The sequence below is a fragment of the Vibrio sp. NC2 genome (genome assembly GCF_025195005.1).
Classification (GTDB): domain Bacteria; phylum Pseudomonadota; class Gammaproteobacteria; order Enterobacterales; family Vibrionaceae; genus Vibrio; species Vibrio splendidus.
This window is the reverse complement of sequence record NZ_JANVFC010000003.1, coordinates 362050-383016: the sequence shown is the minus strand read 5'-3', so window position 1 is coordinate 383016 and position 20967 is coordinate 362050. Positions and strand designations below refer to the sequence as shown.

Annotated in this window: 14 protein-coding genes; 6 read left to right on the top strand and 8 right to left on the bottom strand. The window is 42.2% G+C overall.

The window, feature by feature from the left end; genetic code table 11:
• Positions 1–186: 186 nt before the first annotated feature.
• The 7 genes from NX845_RS07040 to puuE all read right to left on the bottom strand — a co-directional run bounded on the left by NX845_RS07040 (position 187) and on the right by puuE (position 9185).
• Positions 187–2280: a UvrD-helicase domain-containing protein gene (locus tag NX845_RS07040; RefSeq protein ID WP_260256725.1), complete on the bottom strand. Its 2094-nt coding sequence runs from the start codon at positions 2278–2280 to the stop codon at positions 187–189.
• Positions 2281–2294: 14 nt separating this feature from the next.
• Positions 2295–4379 carry an ATP-dependent endonuclease gene (locus tag NX845_RS07035; RefSeq protein WP_260256724.1) on the bottom strand — a complete coding sequence of 695 codons (2085 nt, stop codon included), beginning with the start codon at positions 4377–4379 and terminating at the stop codon, positions 2295–2297.
• A gap of 313 nt (positions 4380–4692) precedes the next feature.
• A complete protein-coding gene (locus NX845_RS07030) occupies positions 4693–6009 on the bottom strand; it encodes a urate hydroxylase PuuD (protein WP_102571825.1) in 1317 nt (438 codons plus the stop codon).
• A gap of 14 nt (positions 6010–6023) precedes the next feature.
• Positions 6024–6584, bottom strand: a complete 561-nt coding sequence (locus NX845_RS07025) for an ureidoglycolate lyase (protein WP_017083066.1) — start codon at positions 6582–6584, stop codon at positions 6024–6026.
• A gap of 14 nt (positions 6585–6598) precedes the next feature.
• Positions 6599–7585 carry an allantoicase gene (alc, locus tag NX845_RS07020; RefSeq protein WP_017086623.1) on the bottom strand — a complete coding sequence of 329 codons (987 nt, stop codon included), beginning with the start codon at positions 7583–7585 and terminating at the stop codon, positions 6599–6601.
• 123 nt (positions 7586–7708) lie between these two features.
• Positions 7709–8224: a 2-oxo-4-hydroxy-4-carboxy-5-ureidoimidazoline decarboxylase gene (gene uraD, locus NX845_RS07015; RefSeq protein WP_017067791.1), complete on the bottom strand. Its 516-nt coding sequence runs from the start codon at positions 8222–8224 to the stop codon at positions 7709–7711.
• Between the two features lie 22 nt (positions 8225–8246).
• The gene (gene puuE, locus NX845_RS07010) at positions 8247–9185 is read right to left on the bottom strand and encodes an allantoinase PuuE (protein WP_017083064.1); all 939 of its coding nucleotides are present in this window, start codon (positions 9183–9185) and stop codon (positions 8247–8249) included.
• Between the two features lie 411 nt (positions 9186–9596).
• Here puuE and uraH point away from each other — a divergent pair, with 411 nt between their 5' ends.
• The 6 genes from uraH (at position 9597) to NX845_RS06980 (ending at position 19333) form a co-directional block, all read left to right on the top strand.
• On the top strand, positions 9597–9950 hold the full coding sequence (uraH, locus tag NX845_RS07005) for a hydroxyisourate hydrolase (protein WP_004732855.1): 354 nt from the start codon (positions 9597–9599) through the stop codon (positions 9948–9950).
• Between the two features lie 245 nt (positions 9951–10195).
• Positions 10196–11539, top strand: coding sequence for an NCS2 family permease (locus tag NX845_RS07000; RefSeq protein WP_260256723.1), 1344 nt, complete (start codon positions 10196–10198; stop codon positions 11537–11539).
• A 217-nt stretch (positions 11540–11756) separates the two neighbouring features.
• Complete coding sequence (locus NX845_RS06995) at positions 11757–13208, top strand: nucleobase:cation symporter-2 family protein (protein ID WP_260256721.1); 1452 nt, start codon at positions 11757–11759, stop codon at positions 13206–13208.
• Between the two features lie 157 nt (positions 13209–13365).
• Entirely contained in the window at positions 13366–14730 is a 1365-nt protein-coding gene (locus NX845_RS06990; protein WP_260256719.1) for an 8-oxoguanine deaminase, read from the top strand.
• 767 nt (positions 14731–15497) lie between these two features.
• Positions 15498–16736: an alpha-xenorhabdolysin family binary toxin subunit A gene (locus NX845_RS06985; RefSeq protein WP_260256718.1), complete on the top strand. Its 1239-nt coding sequence runs from the start codon at positions 15498–15500 to the stop codon at positions 16734–16736.
• Positions 16737–16936: 200 nt separating this feature from the next.
• Positions 16937–19333, top strand: a complete 2397-nt coding sequence (locus NX845_RS06980) for a hypothetical protein (protein WP_260256716.1) — start codon at positions 16937–16939, stop codon at positions 19331–19333.
• Positions 19334–19522: 189 nt separating this feature from the next.
• On the opposite strand, the gene NX845_RS06975 is transcribed toward NX845_RS06980, so the two are convergent.
• Positions 19523–20959, bottom strand: a complete 1437-nt coding sequence (locus NX845_RS06975; protein ID WP_260256715.1) for an amidohydrolase — start codon at positions 20957–20959, stop codon at positions 19523–19525.
• Positions 20960–20967: the final 8 nt, after the last annotated feature.

Below are 20967 nucleotides of genomic sequence, written 5' to 3'. Positions count from 1 at the left end.
AAGTTCTTCATAATGAGAGACTTGCCTGTATAACAAAGAGAAATTTGATACTAGGTTCGATATTTGAAAAGAGTGTAAGAGGAAAGTAAAAACAGCACTAAAAGTTAATGCAAAATACAATAAGATGATAATAAGGATGCCTTATTATCATCAATAATGAAACGCTACGAACGTATCATTAGAACATCAAGCATGCGTAACCGGTGCATAATGATCTACTTTAGAAAAGACACTAACAATACCTTCCTCAAACTGAGAGACATCATCCAGATACAATACCCTCAAATTTTTCACTGCTCTGGAGCAAGATACATACAATAAGTTCCTAGTATTTTCGAATTTTTTTATCTCGTTAAAATTAAGAGATGACAGATCTGGGTTTATATCACTAAAATATTTGGAAAATTTGTTTCTATCTCTAAGCCCGAAATCATTTTCCATAATAACAATTACGTTATCAAACTCTACGCCTTTAGTTCCATGGTAAGTATGATACACAACATTACTTTCAACTTCTCCAGACACATACTCATACCAACGGTCGAACTCTTTAATATCTAGCTCCAAGAATGCAATCAACTCTGACCTCTTAATACGGAATTGCTCATCATCAGATAAATCAGGGTTAAGTGAGGTTACCAGATAATTTATTATTTTCTCATAGGAAAGGTCTTCCATCTTAAAAAGGCTATCAACGTAACGTCTAAAAACCGAAGAAGATTTTTGGTAGTGCAAAAATAATTGCTTTAAATAATCATTTACATTTTTAAAGTTAAATGATTTTAAAACTTTAAATAGATCAGATAGTTGCTTATAACTAAAATTATCAATCATTTCATTATCTAATAATCTATTTATATTAGATTTAGTCATTAGCATCCTTCTAAGTTCAACAACCCTATAAAGTAACGTTTGAGACTTCCCTAATTTTGTCAAGTTTGAATTCAAAAGTTCAACATTAATTCTGTCATAATACTTTGAATAATATCCAGAGGTACTGAAAAAACCATAAATACCTGAGAAACCACTCAGGCTAGCTAGAATTTTATTTGTGAGAACAAGACAATGAATCTTATCATCGCCACTAATACACCAAGACTTGACATATTCATCAATAAAAGATTTTACTACGTATAATTTATCTAGCTGACTATTTGATTGATAAAATTTCACACTTCCTCCCTCACAATCAGAAAATATAGACTTTTGATCTATATCATCTTTTCTAAAGCTATTAATTACATTTATTATTTCCTGGTTAGATCTCCTATTAAATACTTTCCTTATAACATTTAAATTAGGGTGACTATTTAGAATATTTCCGCCAACACCATCGTCATAAATATTTTGATATTTATCACCAAAATAACCTACAACAAAAACACCACCTTTATCCTTAGCTAAAGAATCAACTATAGCCATGATTTTTATTACTTTTGGGTTTGTATCTTGATATTCATCAATTAACACACAGGGGTAAATATCAAAAAAAACCTTACTGACTAAGGGGTATTTTTTAAATAAACTGTAAGCATAGTCAATTACAGTATCATGACTAATAACCATTTTGTGAAGAGAGTCTTTATTGTTTGATGAATTATATTTGATTTTATCAAAATTTTCCTCCTTGCTTTTTATAGATGCAATACATTTTTCAAAATTATCCATTTTGTATATGCATCCCATTATAAATTTGAGGTTTGTTACGTTCTTATACATTTTCCCAAATTTAAAAAGCTCATCGCCCAAAGATTCTCTGAATTTATTAGCTGATACACCATAATTTTCATAATATATGTCTTTTTTAGACAGTGTAAAATCTACAAACTCCCTGCGAACATTATCTTCGAGTTCTAAATATATGGTATTCTTTTTTTCTCTATGTTTTTTATTCAGTATTTCAGATAGTTTTTTAATTTCTCTACGTAATCTCAATAAGTGAATATCAACAAGCTGTTTATTGTAAAGACTAATGAAGCCCCATAACATTTCATGTATTGTAGAAACGTCAATTAAGCTTGTTTCACCAAGTCTAACTTTTATTTCATTTGCAGCTACATTAGTATAAGTGATACATTTTATCTTCTGGCTATTTGAAGATAGCTTTTTTCGATTACTTTTTAAAACATACATTAATGAACTTATTAGTGAATATGTTTTACCTGATCCTGCACCAGAATCAAACACAAAACTAACATTATTAGATAAACATTCATTTACACTTTCTTGTATTGATTGTTCAGAATCTTTATTTAAATCAGATATTATTGATAATGACATTGGCCTTCCCTATACTATAATGATTCCAATATTTTATATTCTAACCAAAACAAACCATCATCAATATAAGCAGGTAAAGATGGAGGCGTTTGGTTTTCGGTATCACTAGCTATTTCATATATCAAATTATTTGCAAAATCACTTTTATCATCTGTTAGCTTCGCTTGGAACTTGTATGATTCACTAATAAGCTTTCTTTTATCAATGTTGCTTCCAACAATATCTTTATATATTTTAGGTTTGGTATATTCTAAAGCTTTATTTAGTATTTCATTTTCACTATTACTTAGAATAAATGCCTCTTCAAAACTAGTTGCATAGTAACCATTAATTCTCTCACTTTGATATACGCATCGAATATTATATTTACTATAGTAATTATCAATAAAATTCAGATAATCTATATTCTTGAAAAAATAATTAATAGTTGAATTAGTAGATGTTCTTTTTATTAAACTTGATATCTGAGCATAATCAGATTTTTCTTTACTCGATTTTTTTATATCTAAATCAGTAATTATTAGAGTCGGTATTTTTAAAAGAGATAATAAAGGTTGGTAGACTAAACCATGAGCACCTGTAATGCTAAATATGGATATATGATAATTCATCATATTATCACAATTTGATAAATAGTAATTTAGTACAACCTCTTCAGTGGCTCCCTCAACAAATATAACCGCATCAGAAAAAAACAATTCGGATACTTTAAACTTTATATGGGTTTTAAGAAACCTCAGATCATTAGACTTTCTTTTTCTATATTCTTCCTGTGTTTCTTCCTTATTATTTCTCTTGGGTGATTTTTTGTTTATTTCACTATCATCTAATCTTATAACTTCAACATCGTCATTTGAAGTAGTTAAATAATTGATATTATCAAAAGAATTGCTTGAATGTATTTTACTGTTTAATATATGAGCAGAATGAGTTGTTATGATTATTTGACTATTTATTTTCTTTCTTTCTGCGTTTGAAACTAAAACCTTTATAGCATCATCGATATATTTAATAAACGATTCTTGCATCTGAGGATGCATGAAAGTTTCGGGTTCTTCAATACAAATAATATTTATCTTGCTCTGAACTTCACTTTCTGGACAATCGTCAATATAATCAATTAAATCACCAACAATACTAACTAAATTTGTATAACCTAATCCGTATTGCCCCTCAGGTATTTGAATACCTAACTCGTCGAACTCATACTTTATCAAGTCCAACATTAATTTATCAAAGTTCAAATCTGAACTAAGGTTAACTTTAAGTTTTTTTGAAGATTCAAGTTTTACTAAGACATTGTTAATAGCATCGCTATGTGTGATAGATATTTTTTTTGACATAGAAATATTTAACTTATCTATTTCGTCGATAAGCTTAACATAATCTTGTTCAGATGATTCAGCTCTATATCTTTTCTTAATTATTTTATTGAAAACAGAAGATAGATTTTTCCCATTTAGATTCTTATTCGCTGATATATTTTTAACTTCAATAATATTGCTTAAGTTAAAAACATTATCATCTACATACTCATTTTTAGAATTATAATAAGAAACTTTAAATTTTGTATTATCAATTAATTCCAAAAACTTGCTAAATAACAATTGTTCGTTATTACTATATTTGGTTTTAATATAATACAACTTATCACTAAATTCAGCTTGCTCTTTAATAGTAAATTTAGATTTCACTCTAATATCTAGCTCGTCAGGTAGCTCACCACTCTCAACATCAACAAAATGATAGATATTATTAAAACCAACAGCTGCAACATTAGTAACTCTAATATCTACGACAAACTCCAGTTCTGGATAGATATTAAAATCACTGTCATAATTAAACTTTTCTAATATTTTTTTTAGATAGTGAAAGTTAAAATCATTACCTTTAATTTCTTTCTTACTGTTTACAATTAATTCTAAAGCCTTCGTTACCGTTGTTTTCCCTGCATTATTTTTTCCCACAATTAACGTAGCGGCAGATGCAACCATATTCTCAGGTCTTGATTCACCTATTCCATTAGACACAAATTTAATTTCATTTGCAGTCGTTTTAAACTTTCTGAAGTTTTTTATTTTTAGGCTTCTTAAATACATAACACTTACTCAAATAAACACAATACTGGCAAAAGGTCACAGATATAAAATAGATTGCACTATATCATATGTCATATACATTACATATGAATGCTTTTTAGATAGACTCAAAATCGGCCACCAGTTGAGTGTTATTTTTTTGTTAAAAAATAAATTAAATCTCGGGTTAGACTCCTAATTCACTCCCAAAAACAAAAAGCCCCGGTTATAGGAACCGGGGAAACAGGGTGGGATGAGTTTGGCGCGTGCCCGAAACCAAACTCTCCCCAAGCCTCACCTAAGACTCATGCTCTTAGGTAAAGGATTCACATCATTATTGAAGCGTAGCGCCTTGCTCTACCCAAGTACCGATGAGTGCGCGCTCTGCGTCGGTCATTTGAGTCATGTTACCAAGCGGCATCACCTTAGTTGTTACTGTTTGAGCAACAATCCTTGGTACGTTGGCTTTAATCTCTTCAGGGGTATCAAACATCACACCACCTGGCGCAGCAGCAAAAGCGGCGTGGCTCGGGGTTGATGAGTGACACACAGAACAGCGCTCTTGAATGACTTTGTTGATAGTTTCAAAGCTGACGCCTGCGCTAGCAGTTTGCATTGCGTGGTCTGCTGGTGCGGCCTGAGAACTAGTCGTTGAAGCGGTGTCGTTTGCAGCAAGTTCTTCTGTCGCTGATTCAGTCGCGCTAACTTGCACTTCTTGAACCACTGGCGCTTGCACAACCGGAGTCATCTGCTTTTTCGCGTAAGGCGAGGTAACAAACGCAAGCGTGATCATACCCAATGCCGCGACTGGCACTGTCCATGCAAACTTTTGGCTACCATGACGGGTGTTGAAGTAGTGGCGCACCAAGATACTGAAAATCGCTAGCCCAGCAAGGATCAACCAGTTGTATTCCGAGCCGTAAGTGCTTGGGAAGTGGTTACTGATCATGATGAACAGTACTGGCAGTGTCATGTAGTTGTTGTGACGAGAACGCAGTAGACCTTTCGCTGGCAGTGCCGGATCCGGTTCGCGCTTCTCTTCTATCGCTTTCACCAAGTTACGTTGCGCAGGCATGATAACGCGGAATACGTTACCCACCATGATGGTACCAATGATCGCACCAACATGGATGTAAGCGCCACGACCACTGAACACTTGAGTTAGGCCGTACGTCGCAGCGACGAGCAGCACAAACAGCACAACGCCAAGCAACACGGGGGTTTTACCTAATGGTGAGTCACACAGTAAGTCGTAAATAAACCAACCGGCAACGAATGAACCAATACCAATCGCGATTGCCGTTGTTGAATCAAGGCCAGAGCCCGGTGCAATCAGGTAAATCTCCGCGTTGAGGTAGTAAACCACACCCAGTAGACACACACCGGTGATCCACGTGAAGTAAGCTTCCCATTTAAACCAGTGCAGGTGCTCTGGCATCTCTGGTGGCGCAAGTTTGTATTTTTCTAGGTGATAAATACCACCGCCGTGAATTGCCCATAAGTCGCCTGAAAGGCCCGTTTTTGGGTTTACTCGGTTAAGGTTGTTCTCTAACCAAACAAAGTAAAATGATGCGCCTATCCACGCAACACCAACAATCATGTGAGCCCAGCGTATTGCTAGATTCAACCATTCTGTAATATGCGGATCCATAATAAACTCCTGTATCACAACGCTTTAGCTAAGCGTTGCTCTTCCTTATTGTCGTCCGTTGGCAGATCGTCCAAATGCAACGCCACTCGGTCGCTGTCGAAATAAACTTCGTCACAGTTGTGTCCTTCGCCGCCTCTATCGACAATCAAGAACTGGTCTTGCTCGGTGAGGGCGAGAACTGGGTGATGCCACACCCCTTTGTGATAGTTCACTCCTTGACGACCGTTGCTCAAGAAAGCTCGGCTATTGGCTAATGTAGGATCGTCGCCTTTTGGCGCAACAACAATTAAATAGGGTTGACCAAGTAATGGAATGAATGCCTGAGAGCCAAGTGGATGACGCTCTAACATTTTGATGGTCAGTGGGTAGCTCAACGGTGTGGCTTGGAAGATGCTGATGATCGCTTCTCCGTCTTGGTCTTGCACATCCGTTGTCGCTAGCTTGTGGTAGCGACGTGTTGATCCACTGTTGATCATGAAGAAATCACTATTATCGGACTCGATAACATCGCCAAACTCTGCAAAAGCCTGCTTGGTTAACGGTTCGATGGATAAACGACGTATTCCATTACTCATACTCATTTCCTTACCTATTTCGCTTTCGTACCAAACAGACGCAAACGGCTGATACCACCATCTGGGAATATGTTTGCACGTACGTGGGTAATCGCACCAAGGTCGTTTACCTCAGAAATGAATTCGTGAATCTCGTGCGCTTGCAGCTTTTGTGCTGGCAACAATTCACGCCAGAATAGGCTTTGTGTTTCTACTTGGTCGTCGGTACCACCTTTCACGTAAGCGGCTTGAATCGAGCAGCTATCAGGATAGTTACCTTTGAAGTGGGCCGTATCAACAACGATGCGTTCGATGTTACCTGGGTGGCCTAGTGCCACGATAACCCAGTCGTTACCTGGTGTACGACGACGCGCTGTTTCCCAGCCATCACCCATGTTTTCACCGCGGCCAGGACCTAAGATGTTGGCTTTGTTGCCGTAGTGCTCATCGCTACATGCCAGTGCTCGGCCACCGTGTTCAACCGATGCTAGGTCGACTTGTTGCTGAGAATCTATTGCTTCCCAATCCACACTTGGTCGGCCATAAACACGTAGGCGTGCGACACCGCCGTCTGGGTAGATGTTCAAACGTAGGTGCGTAAATACTTGGTCGCTTTCAATCGCTTCAAGATGATGATGATCACCCTGTAATGCCATTGAAGGCAGAATTTCTTGCCACTCTGTTGCGTCTGTTGGCTCACCTTGTGGTGAATAACACGCGTCAATTGATGCCGAAGGTGGGAAGTTACCTGTGAAGAATGAGGTATCAATATCAACGCCAGCAATAGTGCCAGCTAGGCCAAGGCGAACGACACAGTAGTCGTAACCTTCACCGCGTTTGCGTCTGCTTTCCCAACCGTCCATCCACTTGCCGTTATCGTCGTATAAGTCGTCTTTCCACTCTGGCGCAGCGTGGCTGAGAAGACGGCTTTTATCCGCGAAAAAATCGTCTGTTGCGAAGATAGCTTCTGCGCCGAGTTTTTCGTCTGCAAGGTTTATGTATTGTTCAAATGTTTGGGTCATGTCCGTGTAATCCTATCCAATTAATCAAGTAATAATAAAATGAGAACTTAGTGGTTTATTCGCTTATAAAGCGTACTCTTAGCGCACTAAGACTGGGCTGAGATAGCTGTTAACTCCGTTAACTTACATATCCCAGAGACGAAACATCGCGATCTTGTTGATCTCTTGAATCGCCGTAGCAAACTCAGTTTCACTATCATTTCCTAATCGCATCTCGAACGACTCAAGAATTTGGTAACGATTGGCTCCCTTCACCGCCATGATAAAAGGGAAATTGAAGCGACTTTTGTAGCTGTTGTTGTAAGAAGTGAATTTTTCAAATTCTTCGGCGTTGCACTGGTCGATGCCCGCCCCCGCTTGTTCCTTGGTCGACGACTCGGTGAGCTCGCCGTTTACTGCTGCTCGACCGGCTAAATCCGGGTGAGCATTGATCAAAGCCAACTGTTTGCCTTGGTCTGCACTTAACAAGGTCGATGCCATTTTCAGATGAAGATTCTCGATATGGTCGTCTTCGGCATTCAAACCTTGGTCATACACCACTTCTGCAACCCACGGGCTGTGTTCGTAGACATCAGCAAAGTGAGCGACAAAGGTATCGCGGTCCATGGTTGTTGGTTGGCATGATCGAAATTCAGTCACGTTAAGCCTCCTTGCTTCACTGCTACTTTTGCTGTTGATGATTAGCGTTATTTGGTTGATATGGATGATGTTGGTGCCAGTGGTTGGCGATATCGATTCGACGACATAACCACACGCTGTCGTGCTGTTTTACGTAATCTAAGAAACGTCTTAATGCAGCAATACGACCGGGGCGACCAATCAGACGACAATGCAGCCCAACCGACATCATTTTCGGTGCGGTTTCGCCTTCCATATAAAGGGTGTCAAACGTGTCTTTCAGATATTGGAAGAACTGCTCACCAGAGTTAAAGCCTTGCGCCGTTGAAAAACGCATGTCGTTCACATCAAGTGTGTAAGGGATCACCAATTGCGGATGACCAGTCTCGGTGTGCCAATAAGGCAGGTCATCATCATAGGCATCTGAGTCGTAAAGAAAGCCGCCTTCTTCTGCGACTAAGCGACGCGTATTTGGACCTGTTCGACCTGTGTACCAACCTTGTGGGCGTTGACCCGTCACTTGTTGGATGATCTCGATCGCTTTGGTCATGTGGTCGCGCTCTTCTGACTCATCAATGTATTGATAGTCTATCCAGCGATAACCGTGACTACAGATTTCGTGCCCCGCTTCGACCATGGCTTTGGCTACGTCTGGGTGACGCTCAATCGCCATTGCAACCGCAAATACGGTCAGTGGGATTTCATATTCATCGAACAAGCGAAGAACACGCCATACACCCGCACGGCTACCATATTCATAGATGGACTCCATGCTCATGTGACGTTCGCCTTTGATCGGCTGTGCTGACGGGATCTCTGAAAGAAAAGCTTCAGACTCGTCGTCTCCATGTAACAAACAACGCTCACCGCCCTCTTCATAGTTCAATACAAAAGAAACCGCGACGCGCGCATTACCTGGCCATTGAGGGTTTGGAGGGTTAGCTCCGTAACCGATCAAATTTCTTGAATAATCCTTATTCATCCAAGTACTCCTAACATAAGTGGTTGGCTTAGCCGCTCTTTAAGTAAGTCACCAAATGATTCAACCAAATGGATTCTCGATAAACAGAGCAACCTTACCCCTGTACATTTATTGTATACAATTATTTATCTCAATGTAAAGATTTTGTTATTCAAGTTAAATTTACGCACCATTACCGACTAAAAACAACAACTTAACAAAACCAAAACTCACCAAAAAACGATAATCAAGATCTATAAAGTCAGAAAAAACGACACAATGGTTAACATTTTTCCAACAATTCGCTTTACTAATTGTGTACAGTTCGTACATAGTTAGTGATAACAAAGTGACCAGTTGCATTCTTTGCAAGGTCGAAACAGACAGATAAACCACGGAACAGAGGAGCGCCAAAAGCGCTATTAAAGGACTATGGGAAGATTAACAACACACGTATTAGACACGACTCACGGCTTACCGGGTGCAGAGATCAAGGTAGAGCTTTATAAGGTCAATGAAGACTCAACAGAAAAGCTGGCGACGGTAATCACTAACTCCGATGGCCGAACCGATGCGCCGATTCTGGCAGGGAATGATTTCCGACCGGGGAAATATCAATTGGTGTTTTACGTAGCCGATTACTACAAAAGCAAAGGTGTGGAATTGGATGGTGTGCCTTTCCTAGACGATGTGGTTATTCGTTTCGGCTTAGATGATCCAGAAGCGCATTATCACGTTCCTCTTCTCGTCTCCCCTTACAGTTTCTCAACCTATCGGGGCAGTTAGTCTCGTGACCTAGAACTTCTAACTAGGCTCACCGACAAATATTAAGCAGATTAGTGCGTGCATCTAAAATGATGCGCGCTCATTAAACACGCTCATATAAAAATACTAATAACGTTATTAGTTAGAAGTTGATGACTAATCAACTGATAGCTAAAGAAATAGCGGCTAGGAAAAAACCTTAAAACTTAATATTGAAATCTCGCTGTATTCAATAAATGGATCACAACATAAAAGGACTTGCTGACATGAGTGAGAGTAAAACAGAAATACTCAACCAAGATGTGAATAACGGAATTTTAGAGAAACTCTTTAAAATTAAGGCCCACGGAAGCAGTGTGAAAAATGAGTTGGTCGGCGGTGTCACCACCTTCGCAACCATGGCTTACATCATCTTCGTTAACCCACAAATTATGGCCGCATCGGGTATGGATGCAGGAGCGGTATTCGTCGCAACCTGTATTGGTGCAGCTATCGGTTGTTTGTTAATGGGGTTATTTGCGAACTGGCCTGTCGGCCTTGCGCCGGGCATGGGCTTGAATGCCTTTTTCTCGTTCACGGTAGTAAGCGAAATGGGCTACAGCTGGGAAGTGGCACTGGGTGCAGTGTTTATCTCAGGTATCTTGTTTGTCGGGATGAGCTTCTACAAAGTCCGCCAATGGATCATTGAAAGTATCCCTGTGAGTTTACGTTACTCCATGACTGCGGGCGTTGGTTTGTTCTTAGGTCTAATTGGTCTTAAAACAGCAGGCATCGTCGTCGAAAACCCAGCAACACTGGTATCACTAGGTGACTTCACTAAACCTGAAGCGCTACTGGCCGCTATCGCTTTCCTTATCATCGCTGTTCTTAGTGAGCGTAAAGTATTTGGTGCGGTGTTAATCGGTATTTTGAGTGTAACGCTCGTCGGCATGATGCTTGGCTTAGTGCATTACAACGGCTTCTTCGCGGCGCCACCAAGCTTAGCGCCTACGTTCCTAAAAATGGACATTATGGGCGCTCTCGATGTTTCAATGATCAGCGTTATCTTGGCTTTCCTTTTTGTAAACATGTTCGATACCGCGGGTACTTTGATGGGCGTGGCTGAGCGTGCAAACCTAACTAACCCAGAAACGGGCAAGATCGAAGGCCTGAGCAAAGCGCTTAAAGCCGACAGTATCTCAAGTGTGGCAGGTGCGTGTGTGGGTTGTCCGCCAGTAACCAGTTATGTAGAAAGTGCAGCGGGTGTTGCAGCAGGCGCACGAACAGGCCTATCAGCGATTGTGGTTGGTGTGTTGTTCTTAGCGGCGATTTTCCTATCTCCACTTGCAGGCATGATCCCCGCTTACGCTACTTCTGGCGCGTTGATTTATGTCGCTTTCGTAATGATGAGCAGCATGCAACACGTGGATTGGAAAGACTTCACCAACGGTGCTCCCGCAGCTATTACGGCGTTAATGATGCCACTGACGTTCTCTATCGCGAATGGTATCGCACTGGGTTTCATTACCTACACAGTGCTAAAACTGGCGACAGGTAAAACAAAAGACGTATCAATTTCGATGTACTTCTTAGCCGCGATTTTTGTCGCGAAGCTCGTGTTCATCGGTTAATCACAAACGTAACTATCGCTTGGCTTGTTCGCAGGCCAAGCAATCAATACACATGCTACCGGCAACATTTTTAAGAAAAAGCTAATTGTGCTAATCGGCGGAACACACAAATATCCGCTCGGTTAGTGCACCTTTTTTATGACCCTACGCAGTTTGTAGAAGTCATTATTTGACCGCCAATCGCCTGTAAACGGAAACACAGGCAGAGGAATATCAAATGAAACTTCTGTACACCCTAAATGAAAGACCGCCTCACAGCTTAACCTTCCTACTCGCATTACAGCACATGCTCGCCTCGATTGGTGGCATCGTCGCTGTTCCCCTTATTGTCGGCGCGTCAATTGGCTTGCCTAACACCGAGATAGTTTCATTGATCAATGCTGCGCTGCTGGCGTCAGGTATTGTGACTGTCGCTCAATGTCTTGGCTTTGGTCCTATTGGTATTCGGCTGCCCGTTGTGATGGGTTCGAGCTTTGCCTTTTTGGGCGTCGCCATTTCAATCGGCAATGAAGGCGGTGTCGCCGCGATCATGGGCTCAGCGCTTATCGGCTCGTTCGTGGTGATTGGTGCCAGCTTCTATATGGACAAGGTTCGGAAACTGTTCCCAACCGTGGTAAGTGGTGTAGTGGTTACCTTAATCGGCTTAACCATTTTACCGGTTGCCATGAACTGGGTCGGAGACTCTCCTGCCAACACAGAACAATTCGCCACGCTGCCAAAGCTGTTTCTAGCACTGATCTCTTTGGGGATTGTGGTTGGCGTATCGGTTTACTGTAAAGGCGCGGTTGCCGCTTCGGCCATCGTGATTGGTTTAGCGGGCGGTTATATTGTGGCGCTATCACTCGGCATGGTCGACCTTGAGCAAATCAGCTCTGCCGCTTGGGTTGGCGGACCTGAGCCCTTCAAATATGGCTTTACCTTTTCTGCGAGTGCCATCATCAGCATGAGCTTGGTGTACATAGTGGTTATCGCCGAAGCTACGGGTGATTTCATGGCATTAGGCAACAACTGCCAAACCCAAGTCAGCGGTAAAGACTTAAAACGTGGGCTATTGGGCGATGGCCTTGGCAGTACCTTATCTTCGATTTTAACGGCAATGCCACTGGCATCGTTCAGCCAAAACGTCGGTATTGTGGGTATCACAGGTGTAGCAAGTCGTTATGTAGTGGCTGCAACCGGTGGTTTGCTAATTTTAGGCGGCTTATTCCCGAAATTAGCCGCTATTGCCGTCACGATTCCGAAACCTGTTCTAGGTGGTGTGGGTTTTGTGATGTTCGGAATGATTGCCTACGCGGGTATCCGCATGTTGATCAAGGCCGCAGACACCAAGCGAAATGCCTTGGTAATCTGTGTTGGTTTAGCGTCTGGCTTAGCCGTCACTTTCGAACCAAGGTTGCTGCAACACTTGCCGCATGACCTTGCGAACTTTCTTCACTCTGGCATTACAACAGGCACCATCATGACGGTTCTTCTAAACCTTGTGTTGCCGAAATCTTCACGAGCAGAAGAGCAAGAAGCACTGGCCGAAAGCCAAGCGCAAGTTGAGCTAGAAATGAAAGAGCAAGCTGAAGAAGAGTTACAGTCAAACGACCAATTAGAGATTCAACAAGCAAGTACAGAAGCCGACGTTCAAGCGGCATCAGATAACCCTGAGCCCAAAACGAACTAACTGGTTCACTGACTAATGTAAAACCGATTTCCGTAGGATCAGGGCTGATTAGAGCATTGAACGTTTTAACGCCCTGATTCGAATTTATCTTTCAACAGCAAATACCAATAAAGACCCTCTTCCCTGAAAAGGCTGAGATGGCTAAGGACTACTATGAATGGAAACCATCTGGATTAAGAATCCTCTCGCAATCTACACTGGCTCACTGGCTGATGCAGAAGGCGGTATTGTCATTAAAGGTAATACAATCATTGAGCTGGTTGGCAAACACAAAGAACCGACCTTACCCGTAGATTACAGCGTCGACGCCTCTCGTCATGTTGTGACTCCTGGGCTTATCAATGCGCACCACCACTTCTATCAAACCCTAACGCGTGCCTACCCCGGCGCACTGAATAAAGAACTCTTCCATTGGCTACAAAGCCTCTATCCAGTTTGGGCCAATCTCGACTCAGAGATGATGAGCCTTGCCACAGAGTTAGCTCTGGTTGAGTTGATGATGTCGGGCTGTACCACAGCGTCAGACCATCATTACTTGCTGCCAAACGGGCTAGAGCACGCCATCGATTTACAAGTTGAGGCCGCAGAGAAACTAGGTGTAAGAGCGATATTTACGCGCGGCTCCATGAGCCTTGGGGAAGATGAAGGTGGGCTACCTCCACGACACACCATTCAAACCGAACAAACCATTATCGATGACAGCCAACGCTTGATCCGCGATTACCACCAGCGCGATGAAGGGGCGATGATTCAAATCGCACTCGCGCCTTGTTCGCCGTTCTCAGTCACCACCGACCTGATGAAAGAGACCGCCAAGATCAGTGAGCGTGAGAACGTGATGATGCACACTCACCTATGCGAAACGCTCGATGAAGAGGACTTCTGTATCGAGAAGTTCGGTCTACGCCCTGTCGATTACCTAGAAGATGTCGGCTGGCTGAATGAACGCACTTGGCTTGCACACGGCATTCACTTCAACCCAGAAGAGATCAAACGATTGGGCAAAGCAGGCATTGGCATCAGCCACTGCCCGACGTCCAACATGATGCTGGCTTCCGGTATTTGTAAGAACAACGACCTCGAAGCCGCTGGCGTGAAAGTCGGCCTAGGTGTCGATGGTTCGGCCTCCAATGACGGCTCCAATATGATTGCCGAAGTGCGCATGGCGATGTACTTACAACGCCTGCAATATGGCTCTGCCAATGTTTCACACTTCGACGCACTGCGCTGGGCGACATCAGGCTCTGCACGCGCAATGGGTAGAACGGATATCGGTACACTAGAAGTCGGAAAACAAGCCGACATCGCGATGTTCAAACTCGATGATATTCGTTTTTCTGGCAGCCACGACCCACTGGCCGCATTACTACTTTGTGGTGCTCAACAAGCGGATAAAGTGATGGTAGCCGGAAAATGGCGAGTTAATGATGGCGCCGTTATTGGCGTAGACATGGAGCGGCTGATGCACCGCCACCACGCTGCCGCAATGAAGCTTGGTAAGTTGGCGATGAATAACAACTAACTAAGACACTTGCCCATCAAACACTGCAAGCCAAAGCGCGTGGCTTTGATGGGCAAACACCCAGAACATCCTAAAGATTCGAAAATATCGCAAACATTCTAAAACCCCATGAACATGATGTCCTCTCAACCTACGTATCCATCTATTTCCTTAAATAACTCCAGCCTTAATAAATCCAAAACAATGTTATTAATTAAAGAGAATCTAATTTAACTTCATCTAATATAATTTCCACTAATAAAACACTCGCTAATAAAAAGCCACTAACAAAAACTTTCCTTAATATAAAACTTGAACATTATCTGGCACGGATCAAATTTAAAACGCTCGTTCTATTTATATATTCATCAAATTAATCAACAGATTTAGTAATAATGGGAATTGTGAGGATAATTATACTTTTATCACTTATCGCATTTATGAATAGAATAAAAACCTCTCGAGGCCTTTCTATACCTAGCCTGACAAAAGACACAAGAGTAGTGACTTAAATATCATTAAATTCAATAGATCAACAATCAATCAATATGAATCCAAATATGTGATCTAAATAGAACTTTTCATTATAAATCTACTATAGATTGACCAAATCTTATAAAAACAAAAAACACATTAAAGGAGTCAATTTTAAAAACAAAAAAATAATTATAAGAATAACAATATAAAACTATTCAATAACCCTTCATAAATATTTAAAAATGCCATCGAATGGTAGGGGGATTATTGTCTTTGTAAAAAGCTAATAACAAATCTAACAGGGCTAAACGATGAAAAAAATCACTAAAACACTCGTACTATCTTCGATTTCAATTGGGCTACTTTCTTCTTTTGCTTTCACTTCTCAAGCAGCTACAGTTCAAATTAACCAAGCGTCAGCTGAACAAAACATACCTCAAGTCACCTACGATACGATAATCGGTGAGAATGGCGTCTTTATTGATTTAGATACCGACAACTTTATTCTCAAGCAGCAAGAGTGGTATCAGATCCAAGCCTATGTCGAAGGTGCTTTAGCACTGCCCGTGACAGAAGCCAGTATGAAGTCGACTTTAAGTATTCCTAACGACATTCCTTTCTCTAATTTTCAAGCACTGGTCGAGCAATACTCAAACATTCACGATACTGCCTTTTATTGGAAAAAAGATCTTTATCCAAGCATCGTTGGCCTTTCATTAAGCTTGGCCAATTACGCACAAATTAAAGACTACATGCTCACCCCTTTGAGCGATGCTTTGAATGAAATGTTGGCCAAAGCATTCTCGCCCCTGCCGGAAGATATAGAAGCAGTAGAACGCAACAGAAAAATGGCGATTGCTTACCTAAAAAGCCTGCAGAACTTTTCCATGAAATACCAACAAGAAGTGTCTGACGTTGGCGGAAGTCTATTGGAATTTTCAGCCACACTGGACACGCAAAAATTGCAGCTAGATGTGTTGGAAGGTACCCATAACGGTTATCTAAGCGATGATGGCAGTGCGCTTCAGCAACGAGTGAATGACATCAATGCACGTATCACTCAACTCAACAAAGATTACACTCACTACGTTACGGTCGCCTCTACCGCAGTGACTTATGCTTGGTTCCCTCTGGTTGCAGGGCCAATTATGGGCGTCTACGGCGATAAAGCAGAAAAAGCACGCAAACTTCGTAACGAATTACAAAACGAAGTAAAAGAGCTTCAAGAGCAGTTAACTTACACGCAAAAGATATATAACTCTTATCATCGCTCTTCGGAGAGCATCGAGATAATTTCTCAGCAAATTGAAAATGCGATTCCACATATTAATAAGCTGAAACTGAATTGGCAGAAAATGAATGCCGACTTCACTTCACTGCTCGTTGCACTAGAACAAGCTCAAGATAATGCCGATATCATGAAAGACGACGCAATGCTTGGCGCGATAGGTGCGCTTGCCAATACAACGGTTGCAGAAAGTAACTGGAGTAATATTAGTGAGAAAGCAAAAGCGTTCGCAAACAATGCTTACATTCAAGAAATGGAATAGTCCCTATACCTATCGAAAAGTAGCGCGACAGATAAAATCGACGCTATATACAGAAACGCTATACACAGCAACGAAACTGCTAAAAATATAACAAGATAGCCAAATTACCTTCCGAATAAGAAGCCGCACCTTAAGCAAATTAAGGTGGCGGCTTCTGCTACCCAAAATTTGGTGACTACTAATTTCGACAGGACATAAATATGAGACTTCTACCTATTATTATTTCTCTTTCATTTTCTCCACAGGCTTTTTCTAGCGACTGGCTTGAACTGAACAATTTACCCAATTCAACCGAATACCCAACCTGGGTTCAATCGGCCTATTCCGATGTTGGCGTCCTATCGCGTTCAACATCCGATTTACACATCAACCTAAGTGACTGGATTGCAGAGCAGAACCTCTATGTCACTAAGCCTTCAAAAGTTGTCATTTTTGCAGATACGATTGAGGTTCCAGAGAACTTCAACTTGCTCGTAAATAACCAAAACATCCTGATTTTTGCGCGTAAAATCGTTGGCCAAGGCACGCCGACATTTGTGCTCGGACAACAAGGCTCTGCTGCCTCAATTTCTGTGATTGCGGGCGAGATAGAGACACCGATTAATGTGCTCGCTTTCCAAAGCGATGGCAGCATTACACGAGACGCTCTAGCAGGAAAAACTGGCGATGGTGAATCTGTAGTATTAGCAGGAGAGCACTACCGAAGAACCACCATCGACTCGAACATCACAGGGCAAATGAAATTGGCTTCTGAGCCTTTTACAGACATTGTTAATCGTTCTTTTGATATGGCCGCCAGCTTATACGATACCAACCCAGAACTTAGCCTCGACCTCATCAACTGGGTTGAGCAGAGCTTACGTTACTCAGGTTCAGTGGTAGAAGACGACCCAATCCTTTCAGACCTTTACTTGCAAACCGTCGCGTTCAAACAATTCATTAGCTTCAGCACCAAAGAGAGCCACTATGTGCCTTATCTCGATAAGGTGTTGTACCAAGATAAATACGAAGCGTATCTGAAAGCGATGGTCGCGTATCAAGCTCAATGGAACATTATTCAAGATAGAAGCACCGTCATTGAAGACAAGATTGAAGCGGCTAAGTTGGCACTCGCTAACATCGAAGACGTTCTTAGAGCACAAACTTCAATCATCACACAAACCCAGTCCAACATAGACAAGATAGGCGATAGCCTGACCGAAGTAGATAGCCAATACAAAGCTCAGGAGTTAGTGACTCTCGATGCAAGAACGACTTATCTAGTTGGCGTAGAGAATTGGAAAACCCAGCAGCAACTCAATGCAGCTTTGGCGATTTTCAAAGCAATAGCCGAGATTGGCAGTGCAGTGAGTGGCGTGTTCACAGGCAACCTTTCAGGGGTCAATGACCTAACCGAGCAATTGGCTAAAACCCCAGAAGCATTAGAAAAAGCGAAAAACCTCGTCACCAATATCAAGTCTGTCACGGGCATTATTGATAGCGTCACCAAAACGATTTCTGGTATCTCTCAGCTCACCGCGGATATTAAATCAACCATCAAGTTCCAGAAGATATCGGAAGCGATGGATGGCTTTAACTTCAATATCCCAACCATCAATGAAAGCAATCTAGCGTGGGATCTGATGATCACCGAGATCCGCAGCAACTTAAGATATGCCGATAGCTTAGGAATCAAAGGGACGAGACAGTACTTACTTGAGCTTGAGAAACAGGTGCTTCTGGGTAAGGCAATCAACATCACCCAGCTTAACTTTGCTCAGGAACAAGCAAAGCTGGTCGACTTGTTGTTAACCAATAACGTAACCATCAATCAACAGCAAAGACTGAATGATGCAATTGGGGGTTATCAGATAGATACCGACAACTTCGATTCGATTGAACGTGAACTGTCGAGAGTATTGATGCACTTCAAACGTCCGATGTACATTGCTTTATCTAACTATGTTCAGGCATACGAATATTGGGCATTGAAGCCAAGCGAGATCACGCCTTCTCTCAGCAAAAGCTACTTGGACTACCAGTTTGATTTGGCGTCCATCGAAAGTGAGTATGTGAATGCTCTGTCTTCTTTCCAACCCGCGCCACAAGATTTCACCATCGATAACTACACCATTTCCAGCCCAGAACAACTCGAAAGCTTTGCAACAACCGGACAGCTCAACTTCTCTATTCCATTAGAGCAAGTCCAACTCTGCTCGTTTGACCGCGTTAGGCTATCCACGGTACGAGTGTTCTTAGAGGGTGAAAACTTACCTTATGGCAAGCAATTCAACCTGCGAGTCTCCAGTTCAGGCAACTATGCCGATCGATACGAAAATCAAGATTACCAGTTCAGCTCTAACCCCGTTTCACGCGCGTTCTACTATCGCCTAGATGATCCAACCACCAACGACATCAGCATCATTAGCGATGGCGCCGTAGCGAATGAGTTCGAATACGCGTACTTCCAGCCCACCCCATTCACTTCATGGAATGTCACGCTTAACAACTTTGATAAAACCGAGCAAGCGAACAACCAGTACCTAAAAGATATCGAACAGATTCGCGTCGAGTTCTTAGGTAGCGGTATCCCTAACGGCAACAGTTGCTCTAATTAGCTAAGTGCTACTTTAATTAATCAAGATCTTCTCTAACTAACCAAGTGCAACCTCAATTAACCAAGTGTTGCTGTCATCCAAAGAACTGAGGTTCAAGGAGTAAGGTTCTGGAGAGAGTTCGTAACAAAAAAGGCCGACATGATGTCGGCCTTGTTACTTCTATTCGATTTTTAGAATCCGATTCACGGCCTAATCCATCAAGCTCTTAGACTTAATAGCCTTCTTTGAAAGCTCTTTGGCAAACTCAGTAATGTCAGCTTCAAACTCATCGACGCTTTGGCGGATATCATCCAGTTGAACTGTCTGCATTACGCGGTTTTCCATCACGATTTGGCCGTTAACGATGGTGGTGTCGATGTTGCTTGGGTTCGCTTGGTAAACCAATGTCGCGTATGGGTCGTAACTTGGCATCATGTTCGCTGATTGTGTTTCTACAATCACGATATCTGCTTTCTTACCCACTTCAAGAGAACCAATTTGATCTTCCATGTGTAGGGCTTTTGCGCCACCTAATGTCGCCATCTCAATGACTTGTTCAGGAATCATGATAGTGCGGTCAGAATGCTTTAAGCGTTGCATGTTGGCTGCGTAGCTTAGAGTACGCATGATATCGACTTGGTTAGAGCTCATTGGGCCGTCTGTTCCCAAGCCAATACGCATATCAGCACGGTACATATCCCACGCAGGTGCAATTCCCGTCGCGCCTTTGGCGTTCGCCATTGGGTTGTATGAGATACCCGCGTCAGCTTGCTTGAGAAGCTTTTGGTCATTCTCTGAAAGGTGAATACCGTGAGCAATCACAACACGCTCATCAAGTACGCCGATTTCATCCATGTATTCGACCGGTGACGTGGCTTTGGTTTCGTCTTTGATGCGCTTTTCTTCATTCGGGAATTCAGCAACGTGAATCAGCACTGGCACATCGTATTGAGCAGACAGCTTGTTGATTTCTTGCAGCTTATCTTTACTCACGGTGTACACCGCGTGTGGTGCATAAGCAGGTGTGATTAACTCGTCGTTTTTGTACTGCTCAATAAAGCCTTTGGCATACTCAATCCCACCGTAAGGTTCTTTAGCATCGACCACTGGAAACTTAATCACGGTTTCGCCCAACACGGCGCGCAAGCCAACTTCTTTGGTCGCTTTTGCCATTTCATCCATGTGGTAATACATATCAGCATAAGTGGTCACACCGCTTTGTGCCAATTCGATAGAGCCAAGCTTAGTTGCGTTGTAAATCAGTTCACGGCTTAGCTTTTCGGCTTCTAGAGGGAAGAAGTAAGCGAACAAGCGGTTCGAAATACCCTCTTCCCCTAAGCCACGAAACGCAATCATAGGTAAATGGTTGTGCGCGTTCACCATGCCTGGCATAACGATTCCGTCTTGAGCATCAATCACCTTTTCAGCGCGATATTGAGTGATCAAATCCTCGTTACCAACTGCGATAATCTGGTCGTCTTTCACCACTACCACGCCATCATCAATCACATCCATTTCAGAGTTGATGGTTAGAACCTGTCCGTTGGTGATGATCAGATCAGCATTGTATGTTTGCGTCGCGACCGTTGAACCGCAACCTGCAAGCAGAACTGCGCTGATGGTGCATGCCAAGCTTTTAAGCGTCATTGCTAAAC